The 18,394-nt window shown below is 53.9% G+C and carries 20 protein-coding genes and 1 tRNA gene; 8 read left to right on the top strand and 13 right to left on the bottom strand.

The window, feature by feature from the left end:
• Nucleotides 1-18 precede the first annotated feature (18 nt).
• From rpmI to AACZ86_RS00885, 6 genes are all read right to left on the bottom strand, one after another.
• Entirely contained in the window at nt 19-222 is a 204-nt protein-coding gene (gene rpmI, locus AACZ86_RS00860; protein WP_066741203.1) for a 50S ribosomal protein L35, read from the bottom strand.
• Between the two features lie 129 nt (nt 223-351).
• Nucleotides 352-1,131 carry a histidinol-phosphatase gene (gene hisN, locus AACZ86_RS00865; protein ID WP_339688716.1) on the bottom strand — a complete coding sequence of 260 codons (780 nt, stop codon included), beginning with the start codon at nt 1,129-1,131 and terminating at the stop codon, nt 352-354.
• 16 nt (nt 1,132-1,147) lie between these two features.
• Nucleotides 1,148-1,621: a DUF2269 domain-containing protein gene (locus AACZ86_RS00870; RefSeq protein WP_339688718.1), complete on the bottom strand. Its 474-nt coding sequence runs from the start codon at nt 1,619-1,621 to the stop codon at nt 1,148-1,150.
• Entirely contained in the window at nt 1,618-2,928 is a 1,311-nt protein-coding gene (locus tag AACZ86_RS00875; RefSeq protein ID WP_339688719.1) for an SDR family oxidoreductase, read from the bottom strand. The genes AACZ86_RS00870 and AACZ86_RS00875 overlap by 4 nt, the downstream gene beginning before the upstream one ends.
• 75 nt (nt 2,929-3,003) lie before the next feature.
• A complete protein-coding gene (locus AACZ86_RS00880; protein ID WP_339688720.1) occupies nt 3,004-3,411 on the bottom strand; it encodes a hypothetical protein in 408 nt (135 codons plus the stop codon).
• A 34-nt stretch (nt 3,412-3,445) separates the two neighbouring features.
• Entirely contained in the window at nt 3,446-4,381 is a 936-nt protein-coding gene (locus tag AACZ86_RS00885; protein WP_339688721.1) for a ribose-phosphate pyrophosphokinase, read from the bottom strand.
• Nucleotides 4,382-4,534: 153 nt separating this feature from the next.
• On the opposite strand from AACZ86_RS00885, the gene AACZ86_RS00890 reads away from it, so the two are divergent.
• From AACZ86_RS00890 to AACZ86_RS00915, 6 genes are all read left to right on the top strand, one after another.
• Entirely contained in the window at nt 4,535-6,190 is a 1,656-nt protein-coding gene (locus AACZ86_RS00890; protein WP_339688723.1) for an NAD+ synthase, read from the top strand.
• The gene (gene gltX / locus AACZ86_RS00895; RefSeq protein ID WP_339688724.1) at nt 6,187-7,524 is read left to right on the top strand and encodes a glutamate--tRNA ligase; all 1,338 of its coding nucleotides are present in this window, start codon (nt 6,187-6,189) and stop codon (nt 7,522-7,524) included. Before AACZ86_RS00890 ends, gltX begins: the two co-directional genes overlap by 4 nt.
• Before the next feature lie 150 nt (nt 7,525-7,674).
• Complete coding sequence (locus AACZ86_RS00900) at nt 7,675-8,337, top strand: TonB family protein (protein ID WP_339688725.1); 663 nt, start codon at nt 7,675-7,677, stop codon at nt 8,335-8,337.
• 99 nt (nt 8,338-8,436) lie between these two features.
• Nucleotides 8,437-8,841 (top strand): hypothetical protein, encoded by a 405-nt coding sequence (locus tag AACZ86_RS00905; RefSeq protein WP_339688726.1) that lies wholly within the window; start codon nt 8,437-8,439, stop codon nt 8,839-8,841.
• A 23-nt stretch (nt 8,842-8,864) separates the two neighbouring features.
• The gene (gene ribD / locus AACZ86_RS00910; RefSeq protein WP_339688728.1) at nt 8,865-9,815 is read left to right on the top strand and encodes a bifunctional diaminohydroxyphosphoribosylaminopyrimidine deaminase/5-amino-6-(5-phosphoribosylamino)uracil reductase RibD; all 951 of its coding nucleotides are present in this window, start codon (nt 8,865-8,867) and stop codon (nt 9,813-9,815) included.
• A gap of 46 nt (nt 9,816-9,861) precedes the next feature.
• Nucleotides 9,862-10,470: a riboflavin synthase gene (locus AACZ86_RS00915; protein ID WP_339688729.1), complete on the top strand. Its 609-nt coding sequence runs from the start codon at nt 9,862-9,864 to the stop codon at nt 10,468-10,470.
• A gap of 30 nt (nt 10,471-10,500) precedes the next feature.
• On the opposite strand, the gene AACZ86_RS00920 is transcribed toward AACZ86_RS00915, so the two are convergent.
• Nucleotides 10,501-11,268, bottom strand: coding sequence for a DUF1134 domain-containing protein (locus AACZ86_RS00920; RefSeq protein WP_339689355.1), 768 nt, complete (start codon nt 11,266-11,268; stop codon nt 10,501-10,503).
• A gap of 235 nt (nt 11,269-11,503) precedes the next feature.
• On the opposite strand from AACZ86_RS00920, the gene AACZ86_RS00925 reads away from it, so the two are divergent.
• Nucleotides 11,504-11,595: transfer RNA gene (locus tag AACZ86_RS00925), tRNA-Ser, on the top strand.
• Nucleotides 11,596-12,259: 664 nt separating this feature from the next.
• On the opposite strand, the gene rfbA is transcribed toward AACZ86_RS00925, so the two are convergent.
• From rfbA to AACZ86_RS00955, 6 genes are all read right to left on the bottom strand, one after another.
• Complete coding sequence (gene rfbA, locus AACZ86_RS00930; protein ID WP_339688730.1) at nt 12,260-13,144, bottom strand: glucose-1-phosphate thymidylyltransferase RfbA; 885 nt, start codon at nt 13,142-13,144, stop codon at nt 12,260-12,262.
• A complete protein-coding gene (rfbD, locus tag AACZ86_RS00935) occupies nt 13,144-14,097 on the bottom strand; it encodes a dTDP-4-dehydrorhamnose reductase (protein ID WP_339688731.1) in 954 nt (317 codons plus the stop codon). Before rfbD ends, rfbA begins: the two co-directional genes overlap by 1 nt.
• Nucleotides 14,066-15,118, bottom strand: coding sequence for a dTDP-glucose 4,6-dehydratase (gene rfbB / locus AACZ86_RS00940; protein WP_339688732.1), 1,053 nt, complete (start codon nt 15,116-15,118; stop codon nt 14,066-14,068). Before rfbB ends, rfbD begins: the two co-directional genes overlap by 32 nt.
• A 16-nt stretch (nt 15,119-15,134) precedes the next feature.
• Nucleotides 15,135-15,701 (bottom strand): dTDP-4-dehydrorhamnose 3,5-epimerase, encoded by a 567-nt coding sequence (gene rfbC, locus AACZ86_RS00945; RefSeq protein ID WP_339688733.1) that lies wholly within the window; start codon nt 15,699-15,701, stop codon nt 15,135-15,137.
• A gap of 130 nt (nt 15,702-15,831) precedes the next feature.
• The gene (locus tag AACZ86_RS00950; protein WP_339688734.1) at nt 15,832-16,497 is read right to left on the bottom strand and encodes a hypothetical protein; all 666 of its coding nucleotides are present in this window, start codon (nt 16,495-16,497) and stop codon (nt 15,832-15,834) included.
• Between the two features lie 11 nt (nt 16,498-16,508).
• Nucleotides 16,509-17,111: a class I SAM-dependent methyltransferase gene (locus tag AACZ86_RS00955; protein ID WP_339688735.1), complete on the bottom strand. Its 603-nt coding sequence runs from the start codon at nt 17,109-17,111 to the stop codon at nt 16,509-16,511.
• Between the two features lie 347 nt (nt 17,112-17,458).
• On the opposite strand from AACZ86_RS00955, the gene AACZ86_RS00960 reads away from it, so the two are divergent.
• Nucleotides 17,459-18,370 (top strand): glycosyltransferase, encoded by a 912-nt coding sequence (locus AACZ86_RS00960; protein WP_339688737.1) that lies wholly within the window; start codon nt 17,459-17,461, stop codon nt 18,368-18,370.
• The last annotated feature ends 24 nt before the right edge of the window (nt 18,371-18,394 follow it).

Consider the following 18,394-nt stretch of genomic DNA (forward strand, 5'->3'; position numbering starts at 1 on the left):
ATGTCGCTGCGGCGGGAATTAACCCAGGCCGTATGGCGCCCATTTCTTGACTGTCCGAGCATCCGCATCACACAATTTCTTGGTGCCGCGGTTCTGGCGGATATATTTGCTGTTATGGCTCATCAAACGGTGGCGTTTGCCGGCTACGCCGTGCTTGACCTTACCGGTTGCGGTGATTTTGAAGCGTTTCTTCACACCACTTTTGGTCTTCAACTTGGGCATTTTGGTCTCCTCTAGAAGTTACCGTTACGGATACTTGTGGCAGCCCAACACTGGCCAGAGCATCACATAGGAAGGGGGTCTTTAGCGGGATTCGGCAGGAAAGCAAGTTTTATTGCGAGGTAAAGACCATCAATGATGGCAGGCGATAGCCTCGAGTATATCGTCCACCCGGGCGTGATCCCCGATCGCCAGCACGTGGCCGTCTGATTCCGCGTGAAGCGGTTCGCCGTTCCAGTCGCACATCATCCCGCCGGCGCCGTCGACGATCGGGGCAAGGGCGGCGAAATCGTGAAGTTTCAGGCCCGCCTCGCAGACCACATCGACATGGCCGCTGGCGACCAGGCCGTAATTATAGCAATCGCCACCATAGATGATCTTGCGCGGCGCGACCTTGCTGGCCAGTCCCATGAAATGTTCGGCATCATGTTCGTCAAACTGATGCGGTGTGGTGGTGGCGAGGACGGCGTCCTTGAGCTCCCGGCAGCGCGAGGATTTTGCCGGCTGGCCGTTGAAAATGGTCGGGCGACCGATAACCCCGACCCAGCGTTCTTTTGAAATCGGCTGGTCGATGATCCCGATCAACGGGAAGCCTTCCTGCATCAAGGCGATCAACGTGCCGAATATCGGCCGGCCGGCGATAAAGCTGGTGGTACCGTCGATCGGATCGAGTACCCATTGCCGCGACGCGCCTTCGTTGCGGGTGCCATATTCCTCGCCGATAATCCCGTCATCGGGCCGCTCGCGCTCGATGATCGTCCGCATGGCAGCTTCCGCCGCGCGATCCGCTTCGGTTACCGGCGATGAATCATCCTTGGTTTCCTGATCAAATTTGGCGCGGAAGAACGGACGAATAGCTTCGCCGGCGGCTTCAGCCAGTTTTTGCGCGAGATCGATGTCTTTAGGTGTCATTGGTCGTCCTATAATATCAGAAAAGGCTTTTAGCGAGCATCAACCAGACAATGACCAATATCGCTGAAAATGCTGGAATGCCAAGTGCAAACCATATTATGTAAAGCCGGTAATATTGCGCCGTCAAGGCGACCTGATTCCGGGCGGCATCCCTCGCCAGATTGCGTAAGCGGATTTGAATATATACTACCGGGAGCCAGCAGAGCCCAATGAAAACATAAAGAGCCAGGGACCAGAGAATCCACGGGGTCATAATCGGCCAGCCGAGCAGATGAGCGAGCCAGAAGCCGGTCACTGGCTGCACGATTACCGCCAGTGCCGTAAACAGAAAATCGGCGATCACTACCGTGTCGGCGACATGCGCAATCAGCTTTGCATCTCCGGTACGGTGGGCCATCAGCATGAAAAACGCTATGCCCGCCCCAGTTCCGATCAGAACCGTTGCTCCGATGATGTGGAGCCATTGGGCGAAGAGAATCGTGGCGCTCATCTCTTGTCCAATGCAATCAGGCAGGTGATGGACAGGCCCATGGCGGCGATAGCCTTGATCAACGGAGCCAACGGATCAAGCCAAAGACCGGGCGTCAGTACTGCTCCACCGAATAAATAGGCGAGTGTGACTATTATAGTTCCCGTCAGTGCCCAGCGCACGGTTTTACGGAACAGCAAGCCCAGGCCGAGAATGATGTCAGTCCAAGCGCCGCTGATTACCAGCAATTTTGCGGTGGCGGGGGAAAGTTGTTGTCCCAGCAGGGCGGCGGCCTCTTCAACCTTGAACAGTCCCAATATTCCGGAGCCCAGCCATAATATTACAAGTGCGCCGAGAAACAGGGGCATTGCCAGCATCAGCCGGGCGTGAATCCGATCTTGTTTGCCGGCAGGATATTCATTGAGAATCTCATTCAGGGCCTTGGCCGGGTGACCCAATATCGCATTGGTTTGACGAAAATCTCCTTGCACGCCTTCTATAAGCGAACGAACCGCGTTGGTCCGTAACGGGGAGCGCCATCCCAACCAACCCAGCCCGTCCGAAATGTTCGCAGCCAACTTCATCAAGAATGGACTAATCGGGATATGCCAACGTGCCGGAGCGAAATTCAGCCATTCGCGATGGCGTGCAATGATGTGGTTTAGCGACTGGGGCTCTTCCTCGACCAGGTCGTGAGAACCGGCAAATTCTGCTGGTGTTGTGACTGCGCGCGCCACCGCATCCGCGACTTCAGATAGGGATATTGTTTGCACTTGGCCCATCTTCGAGAGATGTGGTGTAAAATAAGGCATGGCGCCGATCATCCGGATAAGCTCGGTGCCGCCGTAGCTGTTGCGACCGATGACCAATCCAGGGCGGAATATGATTGCGTTCAATGATGATGCGAGCAAATATCGGTCAGCGCGCGCTTTGCTTTGCATAAAATCAACCGGAGCTTGATCGGACGCTCCGCACGCAGAAATCTGGATGAAGCAGGAAATGCCCGATGCTTCGCAGGCCGAACCCAGTGCGATAATCGCGTCGGCTTGCGTTACAGTCACGTCATTCCCGGGGCTCGACTGCAAAACGCCACTCGCATTGATAACGACATCGATATTTCGGAGTATGGGCGACCAACTTTGCGGGCAGCAATATTGGCTGAGATCACCCTGCCGCCACTCTATTTGAGGAAGAATGGACCGCCCGTAGGAGATGTCGCGCCCAAAGCCGGTGACTCGATGCCCAGCGGCTGAAAGCGCATTGGCAATGGCGCTGCCAATGAAACCATATGCGCCCAGTATCAGAATCGACTTTGGCGGTTCATCCATTCGATGTTCAATCCGGCAGTCTGCTTAACGAGCATCCGTCGGTGTGCCGCCTTGCAGAAGCAATACCTTCAGGAGTCATTGATCGTCGGTCTCCGCCAGGCTTGTTCGCCAGGCCCATAGATAAAGGATCAGCCCGGTGATAATGAACATGGCGCAGCCGGAGAGAACCCAGGCATTGGCCCACCAATAGTCGCCCCATGTAAACTCGCCGGACATGATCTTTTTCCAGCCATTGAAATGCTGCATCCCTGCAACGATCAGGCCCAATGCGGCTAGCGTTGATGCTATCCATCGGTTCAACCAGTGCTGGGGATTGGCAAGCAGGAGCAGGCCCAGCAGTCCGATGACGGTTCTTTGGGCCCGACAATAAGGGCAGACATAGACCCAGTCCGCCCATTCGGTAAACCAGGCGAACAGCGAGATGAAAATCGCCAATATCGCGATGTGAACGCGATATTTCAGCAGCAGTTCGAAACTAGGCATTGGCGTCTCCATATATTGGATATTCCGGGCGGGATTAATCCCACAAGCTGCTGACCGAGCTTTCATCCGCGATCCGCTTGATCGCCTCGCCGAGTAGCGGTGCGATCGGAAGGACTCGAATCTTATTGGAATCGAGCGCCGATTGCGGCGCACGGATGGTGTCGGTGATGATCAGCTTGCGGAGCTGGGAGGCGTTCACCCGTTCGACCGCCTTGCCGGACAATACGCCGTGGGTGATATAGGAAACGACGTCGGTTGCACCGGCTTCAATCAATGCATCCGCCGCATTACACAAGGTTCCGGCGCTGTCGGCAATATCGTCGATCATGATGCAGAACCGGCCTTTGACATCGCCGATGATGTTCATGACTTCGGAAACTCCGGCCTGCTCGCGACGTTTGTCGACGATGGCCAGAGGCGCGTTGTCTAGCCGCTTTGCCAATGCCCGGGCGCGAACCACGCCGCCGACATCAGGGGATACGACCATGATGTCCTTGTCGCTATGACGCTTGATGATATCTTCACTGATAACCGGCGCGCCGTAGAGGTTATCGGTGGGGATATCGAAAAAGCCCTGAATCTGACCGGCGTGAAGATCAACTGTCAGTACTCGGTCGGCACCCGCTTCGGTAATTAGGTTTGCTACTAGCTTGGCCGAAATCGGGGTGCGCGGTCCCGGCTTCCGATCCTGCCGTGCATAACCGAAATAGGGAATGACCGCCGTGATCCGCTTGGCCGAAGCGCGACGCAGGGCATCGATACTGATCAGCAGTTCCATCAGATTGTCATTGGCCGGATGACTGGTCGACTGGACGACAAAGACGTCTTCGCCGCGAACATTTTCGTGGATCTCGATGAAAATCTCGTCATCGGCAAAGCGCTTGACGCTCGCATCGGTGAGCGGAATATCCAGATATGCGGCAATTTCGGTAGCGAGTGGCAGATTACTATTGCCCGACATGAGTTTCATAGTTGCGTTCCCCGATCCAGCGGCCCGCAAGAATCTCCAACGGAACCTCATGTTAATTTTGCCACCCTGTTAGACAGGTGGCCATGAAATCAAAAGTCCGTATTTGCGTTTATTTCGATTGCCCAGCACTGTGGCCCTTTCTATCAGGGCGCGATGACCGAAAAGCTTATCATCACCATGGCGCAATTGACGCAGAGCGTAGGCGATTTGCGCGGCAATGCCGACGCAATGATCGCGGCGCACGGCGCGCGGCCGGATAGCGACTTGGTCGTGTTTCCCGAGCTGCAGCTGATCGGCTATCCGCCCGAAGATCTGGTGCTAAAGCCGGCTTTATGGGAGCGCGCTGAAGCGGAACTCAACCGGCTGGCCGCCGCGACCGCAGGGCCGGGGCCGGCAATGCTGGTAGGATCGGTGTTTCGCGAAGAGGATAAGCTCTATAATGGCATAGCGCTGCTGGCGGATGGCCATATCCAGGATATCCGCTACAAGGTCGAGCTGCCAAACTACGGTACATTTGACGAAAAGCGGCTCTTTGATTCCGGTTCGATGCCGGAACCGATTATATTCAAGGGCTGCAAGATCGGCTTGCCGATCTGCGAGGATGTCTGGTTTTCGACCGTTTGTAATCACTTGAAATCTCGGGGCACGCAATTGTTCGTGTCGGTTCACGGCAGCCCCTATGAGATCGAGAAGGACGATAAGCGCCTCGGCCAGGTGGCGACGCAGCGGGTAAGGGAAACCGGTATTCCCCTGTTGTTCCTGAACCGGGTTGGCGGACAGGATGAAATTGTCTTCGATGGCGCCAGTTTCGTGCTCAACGGTGACACCAGGGTGATGCATCAGCTGCCCGACTGGGACGAGGCAATCGTCGACACCCATTGGTCGCTGGAAGGCGGTAAGTGGACTTGCGCGCCGGGCGAGATTCATCAGCTCGATGATCATCCTGCCGATATTTACAATGCGATGATCGTTGGATTGCGCGATTATGTGAACCGCAACCGTTTTCCCGGAGTCCTGCTGGGACTTTCCGGCGGAATCGACAGCGCCTTGTCTGCGGCGGTCGCGGTCGACGCATTGGGTGCGGACCGGGTGTGGAACGTGATGATGCCATCGCGCTTCACGTCGCAGGAAAGTCTCGACGACGCCGAAGGCTGCGCGAAAATGCTGGGTACAAGGCTGGACACTATCCCGATCAGTCCGGCGATCGAAGGCTTTGATGCGATGCTCGAGGACAGTTTTGCCGACAGCAATGTCGATATCACTGAGGAAAACATCCAGTCACGGATTCGCGGAGTCACGCTGATGGCGCTCTCCAATAAATTCGGTCATATGCTGCTGACCACCGGCAACAAGAGCGAGATGAGCGTCGGCTATGCCACTATCTACGGCGATATGGCGGGCGGCTATTCGGTACTCAAAGACGCCTATAAGCTGACCGTTTTCAAACTTTCGGCATGGCGTAACCGCAACAAGCCAAGTCTGGGATTGGGCCCCGATGGTCCGGTGATGCCGGAGACGGTGATCACAAAGCCGCCGAGCGCAGAGCTCCGGGAGGATCAGAAAGACAGCGACAGCCTGCCGGATTACGAGATTCTCGATCCGCTGCTGCACGGCCTGATCGAGGAAGAATTATCGGTCAATGATCTGGTCGCGCGCGGCTTCGACCGCGAAACGGTGGTACGGATCGAGCGGCTGCTCTATATCGCCGAATATAAACGCCGACAGGCCCCGCCGGGCGTCAAGCTCGGCACCAGAAATTTCGGCCGCGACCGGCGCTATCCGATAACCAACGCATTTAGGACCGTATGACCTTAAAAACCCGCTTTGCTCCGTCTCCCACGGGCCACCTTCATGTCGGCAATATCCGCACCGCGCTCCACAACTGGATGTTCGCGAAGAAAGAGGGCGGTACATTTCTGCTGCGTCTCGATGATACCGATGCCGAGCGGTCGAAGGATGAATATGTCGACGCGATCCGGGCCGATCTGGCATGGCTCGGTCTGGCGGCCGACGAAGAACAACGGCAGTCGTCGCGCTTTGACCGCTATGAAGAACATCTGGCGAAGCTGAAGGCGGATGGACGGGTTTATCCCGCCTATGAAACCGCGCAGGAACTCGACCTCAAGCGCAAGATCCAGCTCGGTCGTGGAAAACCGCCGATTTATGATCGCGCGGCACTCGACCTGACCGCAGAGCAGGTTGCTGCCTATGAAGCCGAAGGGCGCAAGCCCCACTGGCGCTTCAAGCTGGATCACGGAACGCTGATCACCTGGACAGACCTGATCAGGGGCGACCAGAATTTCGATCCGGCGCTGCTGTCCGATCCCGTCATTCTCCGCGAAGACGGCAGCTGGCTCTATATGCTGCCCTCGGCAATCGACGATATCGAGATGGGGATTACTCATGTCGTGCGCGGCGAGGACCATGTTGCAAATACTGCGGTGCAGATCCAGATGTTCCATGCGCTTGGCGCAAAACCGCCGGAATTTGCCCATGAAGCATTGCTGGTCGGTACCGAGGGCAAGCTTTCCAAACGACTCGGCTCGCTTGGTGTCAGCAGTTTTCGCGAGAAGAATATCGAACCGCAGGCGATCGTTGCCTTGCTCGCCCGCATCGGAACCAGCGATCCGGTCGAGCCGATTGCCGATGTCGAGCAACTGATTGCCAGTTTCGACTTTGCCCGTTTCGGCCGCGCACCGGCACGCTTTGACGATGAAGAGCTGGCGCAGCTCAACCAGAAGATCGTGCATCTGCTGGATTATGACGATGTCAAAGGTCGCCTGCCCGAAGCGATGACTGCTGATGCCTGGGCTGTCATCCGTCCCAATCTGCACGATATGGGCGATGTCGGCCAATGGTGGCAGGTGGTAACGGGTCCTATATCCTTGCCCGAATTCTCGCCGGAAGACCGGGAGTTTTTGTCGATCGCCCATGATAAAATGGAAGATTTGGAAGCATCTTTTGACATCTGGAAAGACCTTACCGGAGCGCTCAAGGAAGAGACGGGGCGCAAGGGAAAGCCACTGTTCATGCCGCTGCGCCAGGCGCTGACCGGACTCGACCATGGTCCGGATATGAACGCCTTGCTCCCCTTGATCGGTCATGAGGGTGCACTCGCCAGACTGGCCAAAGCTACTACCTAACCAACTCTAAAATAATGATTTCTATCACTGGAGCAACTTGTTTGCAATAACTGATGTAATGGTATATCATTACAGTTGGCGATGGGGTCAGATAGTCAAACAGGCGCCGGCCGCTTCGCCATTTCTGAGGATGGTTGAGAGGATAGGATCATGAGCTATGTTTCCGTTTACGAGAACAAGACGCCCCGCTCCAAAGGCGTGGCGATGGCGGTTGGCGTTCACGCGCTGATCATTGCCGGCGCGATGGCGATGCCCGAAATAGTGGCGCCGGAGAAATTCAAGGGGACCATCATTGCCTTTCCGGTGAAGGTGCAGACGCCACCCGAACCGGTCATCGAAGACAAGAAGCCCGAAATCAAAATAGCCAGTCCAACAAGGCAAACGCTGCCTGAACGGTCGATCAATATCGATGTTCCTGATCCGTTTGTTCCGGTCAACAATTACGGCAATGTCGAAATCAAGGCCGGGTCTGGTGGCTTTGGCGACGCGATTCGCATCGATCCGATAAAAATTGCGCCGGATCCCGTGATCGTCGGCGCGAGCCTGAACAGGCGTTATGCCGGCGATTTCCAGCCTGCTTATCCGGTCGGGCAATTGCGCCGGGAAATCGAGGGCACAGTCAGTGTCCGGGTGCTGGTCGGCACCGACGGCCGGGTGAAGGACATCCAGTTGATCGAATCACCGCACGAGGATTTCTGGACCGCAACGCGCAAACAGGCGCTGGGAAAATGGCGTTTCACCGCTGCGACCAAGGACGGAAAGCCGGTGGAGAGCTGGATGACGCTGAAAGTCCGCTTTGAAATCAACGGTTGATAGCCACGCCGGGTGGCTGGTCCGAATCTTCCCGGAGCAAATTTGCGGGAAGGGCTGGTCATCCGGGTGCGTCCGCACTATTTGGAGCAAATGGGCCTGTTGAAAGATGTATCAGTGACCGGCGGCTTTGGCGACTTGGTCGCCGTTTTCCGCCAGAGTGAACCGGGGGAGCGCCTGCTTCCGGCGGTATTGGCGATTGCCTGCACGTCGATCATATTGTTCCTTTTCTGGCTCGATCCCAAGGTGAATACATATACTTATGTACCGCAGGAGGTCATTTATGTCGAAAACTGGACGACCGACCGGACCGATGAGGAAATCCTGAAAGACCGCTGGGAAATCCAGTGCCTGAAGGACAAGTTGGAAACAAAGCGGCGCGAAGCGGTGAAATCGCTGGGACGGATGTCCGGCATGGATGTCGACGAAATCGAACGCGAAGCGATCGCGGAACGTCTGGCGCGCGGCGAGGTAGAGGTGGAACGTCCCGCCGGCCTGCAATGCTAGACCCTGTTGGCGATGCACAATATATGGCAGTCGCGCTGGCTCTGTCGGAGCGCGGCCGTGGCCGCACCGGTGCCAATCCCAATGTCGGTTGCGTCATCGTCAAGCAAGGTGTGATCATCGGCCGTGGCTGGACCCAGCCGGGCGGACGACCGCATGCCGAGGAAATGGCGCTGGCTCAGGCGGGTGCTTCTGCCAAAGGCGCGGATATATATGTCACCATGGAGCCCTGTGCCCATGAAAGCAGCCGGGGCCCGACCTGCAGCAATTCGATCATCGATGCCAAACCCAAAAGAGTGATTGTCGCGACGCTTGATGCGGATGAACGGACCCGGCGCAGAGGCATTGACCGGCTGGGCGACGCAGGTATTCCTGTTTCGGTCGGCATCCGCGAACCGAAGGCGCGGCGCGCAATGGCCGGTTTCCTGTGTCGACTTGAAAATGCCCGACCCTTTGTCACCCTCAAACTGGCGATGTCGCTGGATGGCTGCATCGCCATGGCCGACGGGTCGAGCCAGTGGATCACCGGCGACCGGGCGCGGGCCCATGCCCATCTCGAGCGTGCGCGCAGCGATGCCATTTTGGTCGGAGCCGGAACGGCAAGAATCGACAAGCCGGGACTGGATGTCCGGCTTGACGGCTTGACTGACCGCTCGCCGCAGCCCGTCCTGCTGGGCAATGATCCGGATATGCCGGCGCATTGGCTGCAAATTTCCGAACCGGCGGCGATAGCGGATCTGGCCGATATCAACTGGCTGCTCGTCGAAGGTGGCGCCAAAACCGCGACATCGTTCCTGCAAGCGGGTCTGGTAGACCGGCTGTTGCTCTATCGCGCGCCAATCGTCATCGGCGGCGGCCTGCCCGGCATTGGTGATATCGGGCTGGAAAAGCTCGGCGACGCCCACGGTCAGTGGCGGCGTAGCGAACAGCACCAGCTGGGGCAGGATATGCTTGAGATATATGACCGTGCAGCCTAGGTTCCGCTCGGTTTACGGCAAATAGGCTCAGAAAATAGGATCGCCCATGTTCACAGGCATTGTTTCAGATATCGGCATGATTTCGTCGCTCGACCAGCGCGGCGACCTGCGCGTGCAGATCCAGTGCGGCTATGACATGGCCAGCGTCGATATGGGCGCGTCGATTGCCTGCTCGGGCGTTTGCCTGACGGTGGTCGACAAAGGGCCCGACTGGTTCGCGGTCGACGTTTCGGGCGAGACGCTTTCCTGCACGGCCCAGGGACTTTTTGCCGCCGGAGGGCGGCTCAATCTGGAACGGGCGCTGAAGGTCGGCGATGAACTGGGCGGTCATATCGTCACCGGTCATGTCGATGGCGTCGGCGAAGTGGTTTCCAGCAAGATTGCCGGTGATTCGAGAGAGATCATCATCCGGGTGTCAAAAGACCTGGCGCCTTTCATTGCCGCCAAGGGGTCGATCACGGTCGATGGAGTCTCGCTGACCGTGAACGCGATCACCGACGACGAAGAGGGCGCGCTGTTCACCCTAAACATCATTCCCCATACCGCGCAGGTCACCACATTGGGCGATCTGGACAGCGGTCGTGCGGTCAATCTCGAGATTGATATATTGGCGCGTTATCTGGCGCGGATGGAAAAGGTCCGTTCGCTGGCCTGACCCGAAAGCAGGAGGCGACCCATCAGTCCCTCAGAACGGCAGCCATTTCTGTTTCTTGCTGAACTTCATATAGCCGACATTCGCGCCGAGCCTGAGACCGGCGCCGAGCCGTACCGGGATCAGCACCTTGTCGCCGCTGCGCAAATAGCTGACGTGGAAGCCGCCGATGAAATAGGCCGCGCCTTCGCCAGCCGGGAAGCGCTGGTATAATTCTTCGCTATCATAGAGATTGTAGACCAGCACGAAGGTATTCGCCGCGTTGCCGCCGAAATCAAAGCCGATCGAAGGTCCGGTCCAGTAGACCGGGCGCTCGCCTTCTACCTTGTGGTAGAGCTTGCCCGAACCGTAGCGCAGTCCGACAACAAAAGCCCCGCTGGCTTCGCGTCCGGCGATATAGGCATTGGGGCGGCCCTGCTTTTTCAGAATATCTTCGATGACTTCGGCCAGGCCTTTCGCGCCCTTGCCGAATACGCCTTCCGCCGCTCCGATCAGATCATCGTCCTGATAGGTATTGCTGTCATCGGCGGGGGTGGTCATGGTGCTGCCGGTCTGGCCCGTGCTTGTCGCCGGGTCGTATGGAGCTACAATATCCGCGTTGATATCGCTGTCGATCGCAGCATCGTCGACCATGCTGGGTCCCGCGCTATCGGCCGAAAAATTTCCGTCATAGTCCGGCGTCGCCAGATCGGCATCGATCGCATCATTCGGATCGATATTCTGCACCTGGGCAAATGCCGGGGACAGACCAGGTGCAGTGGCGAGGGCCAAAACAGCAAATAGCCCCAAAAATTTCTTCATGCACAACGGTAACATGGGTAAACTCCTTCCCAATACCAGCCAGTCACGGCCCTCGGCTGTTGCGCATGACCGCGCAATGAACGGACGACGAAATGAGTCGATTCTGCGGCGGTTCGAGTCCTTTGGTCAAAATCGCACGGATAACCGCCTTTTCTGATCCGTTTTCACAAGGGTAACTTTACCCGTTGCAGCGAAGGCTGTGCATGGTTATAGCGCGTCCTCTAGCCAACTGCGCGGACACGTGGGTGAGCGGCTGAAACCACCTCCCTGCTAAGGAGGCAAGGGCCTCACGGTCCTTCGAGGGTTCGAATCCCTCCGTGTCCTCCACTGGCTTTTCCAGCCAAATCCTCTACCGTCCAGAAACGCTTGAAAATCTAAGTTTTTTCAGCGATTTCTTATAGATTCCGTCCAGCCCAATCCAAGCTCATCCAAAGCAAAGTGGGGGTATATTGGGGGGTACGGGTCTACCAGAAAGGGGGTAAAAAATGCTGACGGACAAAGCGGTAAGAGCTGCGGCTGCAAAGGAAAAACCGTATAAAATAAGCGATGGAAACAGCTTTTCCCTTCATGTTTCAAAAAAAGGGCGCAAGACGTGGCGATTCAAGTTCCGATTCGGGAACAAGGAGTAACTGCTGATCCTAGGAACCCACCCCGATATATCCTTGGCCGACGCCTGAGAAAGGCGCAAAGAAAAGAAGCGCGTAAATTGCTGAGCGCATGTCGTGATCCGCGACATGCGTTTATCCGTTCGCAACTGCTCGGCGATACGACCGGCTCCAAAAGCTTCGAGGTGCTGGCTCGTGAATCGTATGATCTCAGGCAGCCGCGATGGAAGCCTATCCACGCCAAAGATGTAATAACAAGACCCCTAGAGCGATCTGTGAATGAGGGTCGGGAATACAGTTGAGGGCTATTTGCCTTGTCGATGACGATTATAAAAAAAAATTTGGCCAGGCGCTTTCAGGCTCATGACTCCGTCACTTCCTTCCACTCAAGCTGACTTTCTGGCCACTGCGCGCAACACTGCCTTTCCATAAGCCGTTTTCGCAAACATTTCTCCGCGCAATTTCGCCTGCTCGGCAGAAATAAACCCTTTTTCAAACGCGATTTCTTCGAGGCAGGCAATTTGAATACCTTGGCGATGTTGTAAGGTGCGCACGAATTCACTCGCTTCCAAGAGACTATCATGAGTGCCTGTATCTAGCCAAGCATAGCCGCGCCCCATCTGCTCGACGTATAGGTCGCCAGCTTCCATATACAGGCGATTGAGATCAGTGATCTCAAGCTCACCACGGGCTGACGGCTTCAATTTACGAGCATATTCCACTACTTGACCATCGTAGAAATAAAGACCTGTCACTGCGTTGTTTGATTTTGGTTTATCTGGCTTTTCCTCTAGGCTTAAGGCACGCCCGCCTTCGCCCAGTTCGACTACGCCATATCGCTCGGGATCTTCAACCTGATAACTGAAAACTGTCGCACCGTCCGTGCGCGCAACCGCGCTTGCAAGGAGTTCAGTAAGATGTGCACCGAAAAAGATGTTGTCGCCTAACACTAGTGCGACGTGATCTTGATCCGTCAGAAAGCCCGCATCCGCACCGATAGTAAAAGCTTGCGCCAAGCCTTCAGGTCGAGGTTGTTCCGCGTAGGAAATAGTTAGGCCGATAGCGGAGCCATCCCCGAACAACTCCCTGTAATTGGAAAGATATTCCGGGCTAGAGATAATAAGTACATCACGTATCCCGGCAAGCATGAGAACGCTGAGAGGATAATATATCATTGGTTTGTCATAAACTGGAAGCAGCTGCTTATTGACCGCCAACGTAGCGGGATGCAAACGGGACCCAGTGCCGCCGGCGAGGATGATGCCTTTCATTAGAAAATCTCCTTGTTATTCGGCATTCCAATTAGTTCATCGAGAATGTCGCTTATTGCTTCTGCCCATGAACGCGGAATAATGCCATATTCTGCCTCAATAGCATCGTGGTTAAGTAAAGAATTGGTCGGCCGCACTGCAGCGGTAGGGTAGTCAGCTGATGTGATTGTTTCGACTTCAGCAGCGGGGCCACCGCGCAATCGCGACTGCCGGAAAATTTCCTCAGCAAACGCTGCCCAATTAGTAGCTCCCTTGTTACTAAAATGAAAAGTCCCCGAATGAATGGCATCATCTTCCGCCATGGCGACCGCGATTGTCTGCACAGCAGCAGCGAGGTCTGCAGCAGATGTGGGGCTACCTATTTGATCGCCGACGACGCGTATTCTGCTATGCTCCGTCGCAAGACGCAGCATAGTCTTCACAAAATTTGAACCATGGGCAGAGACAATCCATGCAGTACGGATAATTGCATAGCGGGAACCACTTGATCGTACGGCCAGCTCCCCACCCAACTTAGATGCGCCATACACATTCAAGGGATCAACTGGATCGTTCACGTTCCACGCATTAGCGGATGTACCTGAAAAAACGTAATCGGTCGAAAGCTGGATCATCGGCACGCCAGCATCCGCACAAACCTGGGCGAAAGCTGCAGGCGCCAGTGCATTTATCTTCCAAGCATCGACCTGTTCGCTTTCGGCTCGATCAACCGCAGTGTACGCTGCCCCATTCACAACGGCACCCCACGGATTGCCATCATGCCCATTAGTCACCGCGTTTGCTATTGCGTTGGTATCTTCCAAGTCTAACATGGAACGGTTCATTGCCACCGGCTCAAATGCACTAGTCCATTTCAACCGTTGGAGCTCAGTTCCGAGCTGCCCGCCAGCCCCTGTGATTAATATCGCTCGTGTCATGAGATTAATTCGTAATCCCGCGCCGTCTTGCTGCATTCGCCTTGACTAAGGGGCGCCACCAAGCTTCGTTTTCCAGATACCACTCAACCGTTTTTCGAATGCCACTTTCGAATGTTTCCTGAGGTGTCCAGTCTAACTCGGCTGCGATGCGCGACGCATCAATTGCATAGCGAAGATCATGCCCAGGACGATCTGCAACATGGGTAATCTGGGAATCATAGGAATTTCCATCGGATCGCGGGCGAAGAACATCAAGGATTGCGCAAAGCGTCCGGACTACCTCGATATTCTGTTTTTCGTTATGGCCCCCTATATTGTAGGTCCGTCCCGGCTCGCCATTTTCAAGAACAGCTTGCAAAGCACGTGCGTGATCTTCGACATAAAGCCAATCCCGCACCTGATCACCTTTACCATAAATAGGTAAATCTTCTCCATCCAAGGCTTTTGCAATAATCAACGGTATTAGTTTTTCGGGAAAGTGATAGGGGCCGTAATTGTTCGAACAATTTGTGATTAGCACCGGCAGTTGGAACGTGTGACCCCAAGCCGAGACTAGGTGGTCTGAGCCTGCTTTGCTAGCAGAATAGGGTGATCGTGGGTCGTAGGACGTGTCTTCTGTAAACAGCCCGTCCTTCCCTAAGGACCCGTATACCTCGTCGGTCGAAATGTGATGGAAACGGAAGGAGGCCTTCGCAACGTCTTTTAACTCTTGCCAGTATGCAAGAGTTTCGGCCAGCATGATGTATGTGCCAACCAAATTAGTCTGAATAAATGCGCCTGGCCCGTCGATTGAACGGTCGACATGGCTCTCTGCCGCAAGATGTGCGATAATATCTGGACGAAACTCGCCGATCGCGGATCTCACCGCGTCGCTGTCGCAAATATCTCCTTGCACGAATGTATATCGGGCGTTGTTCGCAACTGTGTCAACCGTAGTAAGCGAGCCGGCATAAGTGAGCTTATCGAAATTTAGTACGGAATGTTCTGTGTGCGCAATCAGATGTCGTATCAAGGCTGAGCCAATGAAGCCAGCGCCGCCGGTGACCATAATGCGCATTTGTAGAATCCCAATATTAAAAAAGCGGCTCTAAAGCTTGGCCATCAAAATTGAAAGGGCTTTCAAATTCAGCAAGTGATTGCAACTGTCGGTCTTTTGCCGACAATTCTGGCATGGTATTGAGCGGCAGAGGCCACTCGATACCAACGTCCGCGTCGTTCCAAATAATGCCACCATCATGTTGCGGAGCATAAAATCCCGAGCATTTATAGACAACCTCGCAACGCGGTTCGAGTGTCAAAAATCCATGGGCAAAACCGATGGGGACAAATAGCTGATGTCCATTATCTGCACTTAGTTCCGCTCCGACCCATTTACCATAAGTTGGAGAGCCAGCGCGGACGTCAACCGCAACATCAAAAATTCTTCCGCGGATGCACCGAACAAGTTTGTCTTGGCCGTGCGGAGGGATTTGAAAATGGAGTCCTCGAAGGGTGAACGCGGGAATCGAAAGCGAATGATTGTCTTGCAAGAATGAGCAGGCAATCCCGAGCTTTGAAAATGCTGTTTTATTATACGTCTCGGTGAACCAACCCCGTTCATCGTTGAAGCGCTTAGGTTGTATAAGTGTAACAGTGCTCATAATCTCGCCATACATTTATAAAAGGATCCAAAAAAATTTCATACCAAATTACGCGATATGCTCGAATGAAACAACGCTCAAGATTACTATATCTTAAAAGTTGGGGCTTCAAGAGTACCCCCAAACCAATTCAATTATGCTGCACTGCAATGAATATTAGAAAACATATAGCAGATGCTAAGCCGAGAGCTACGGCCCTCCCTAAACTATAACTTGGTAAATCATGTTGCAGCGTTCCCTCATCAAGAGATTTAAACAGGCGCTGATCGACCATAAAAAGCAATAATATAGTTCCAACAGCGTTTACGATTTGTCCCGCATAAGTTAAGGACATGCGATATTGCGGTATCATTACTGCCAAAAGAAGTGGTAATGTTATACCGATACTGAAACAGAAAGAAGCCGTGGCCGTGTGAACGACAATTTTCCGATCAAATTTTCGATGTGCGGAGGGTTGTAGATCGCCGCTAGGCAATCGAAGGGTTCGGCTAAGCAATCTAACCGTTATCTCTGTGGGTTTGCCACCAAGCAAAAGCAAGATGTGAGTGGAAAAAGCTGCCAAGAATCCGAGAGCAAGTATAAGTGAAACAAAATTCGCCTGAGATCCTTTTTCGATACTCAGCGCTATGAGGGCGCTATAGGCGAGAGTAAAAAACCTTCCGAAATAGAGATATATATTCGAACGGCTTACATAAAGACCAATCTTCCCTGTCGGGCAAGCTGCTTTGATCCACCATGATGAGGACTCTACTAAAAAAGACGCCATCATGGCGCCAACCGAAAAAAATGCAGTCAATTGGAAAAGGGTCATTTTCTGAATATGAATAGGTTTTGCAAAGCCAAGAATTCTGCAAAAATGGAATGTTTTAAAATGTTGGGAACTAAGCGACCTGATCCTTGCCAGTAATCTAAAGTGAAACCAGCCTGCTCCGCGACCAAAACTACATCGCTTTTGCAAAACCAGCGTAAATGGGTGCGATCAAACAGGCCGGCCTCGTCTCGAGGAAACGTGCCTCTTGCAAAAATGTGATATGCTGCACGTACTTGGCGAACATTAGGAACGGATAGCACCAACATCCCGCCTGTACCCAACATTCGGAAAAGAACTTCAAAAAATGCCTCAGTATTCTCTATATGTTCGATCACGTCATTTGCCACAATGAGGTCAAATTCGCCGGGCAACTTAGCAACTACATCAGGATCGGTGATTGACCCCAAAACGAAGTTGTCCAGCACTACGTCAGGCCGACGAATATCGACGCCCCATACGCTGGCTCCATGTGAGCTTTCTAAGACGCGCAATGTAGGGAAATTCCCACCACCGACCTCGAGTATGGATTCAAATCGCCCCGCAGGAATGATGCTGAGCACATCATATCTCGGATTATCATGATAGGAAGGCTGGGCCATTGATGCAATCCTAGTAGCTTTGTATGTCGGCATGGCTACATATAGCCAAACTAGGGCGCTGCTTAACTACGAAAAATACAGAAAGATAGGTATTTTTTGAAGTTCTGGTGGTCTTGGAGATTGTTTGTGACGTTTTACTGATTCGCGCTAATTTGAGCTGCTGAGGAACAAATTAATTACGCAGTATCGCTACCGAGATAGGCGATCGTGGGATACAAGATAGCAGCCTGAAGTCCTGTTAAATTGCTTGCGGAGCATCAAAATCCTTGTAATATGCCGTTTTTGGAGAGCTGCAATTTCTCGGCTCCAATAGCAACTGATCACTAATTTTACAAAAGGGCCGCATTATGCAGCTACCTGTTGTTGCGGTACTGCTCGCGACCTACAATGGATCGGCGCATTGCAGGGCACAGTTGGCGTCTATTTTGTGGCAACAAGGCGTTGATGTACATGTCTATGTTCGAGATGATGGCTCGCATGATGCTACCTTAGACATAATTGAGGAAGCAGTGAACCGTTACCCCGGGAAAATTACCATCATCGACAATGGGGGGGTATCAACAGGATCAGCCAACGGGAATTTTTTTGCGTTGCTGGAGGCCGTTGATTGCTCTGCGCATCCGTATATAGCGCTGGCCGACCAGGACGATGTCTGGACGCCGGATAAGCTGTTACGTGCCATAGGGCGCTTATCTGAGGCAGGGGCGGATGGGTATTCCTCCGATCTGATTGCTTTTGACGAAAACTCCAATAACGCATGGATGCTGCACAAAGCCGGCAGACAGGCTGAACTAGACTACCTTTTTCAAGGTGCTTCCGCGGGATGTACTTATGTCTTAACGCGCCACGCCGCCAGCGTGATCGCTAGGGTCATTAAAGCGGCGCCTCCATTTTGCGAAGCTGCTTCCCATGATTGGATAATTTATGCGATTTGCAGATCGCGTGGTATGGACTGGGTCCGAGATCCGGTTGCAGAAATTTTGTACCGTCAGCATGCAAATAATCAATATGGCGCGAAGCGGGGCTGGTACGATATTTCAGCAAAATTGAGTTCTGTGCGGTCTAAATGGTATCGAAATCATGTGTTGTGGCTGAAAAATATCGTCGTAGGCAGCCCGGTAGAGCTGCGAGTATTTCAAGCGGTGTCTCATAGGACAGCTGTCGATCGTTTGTGGTTGATAGGGAAGGCGGCTCGGTTTCGTCGAGCGTCTGCTGATGTTGTCAAATTACGTCTTGCAATTGCGCTGGGCATATTATGAGCCAGTCAATTTCATCACATTTTT

Source organism: uncultured Parasphingorhabdus sp., assembly GCF_963975735.1.
GTDB lineage: Bacteria > Pseudomonadota > Alphaproteobacteria > Sphingomonadales > Sphingomonadaceae > Parasphingorhabdus.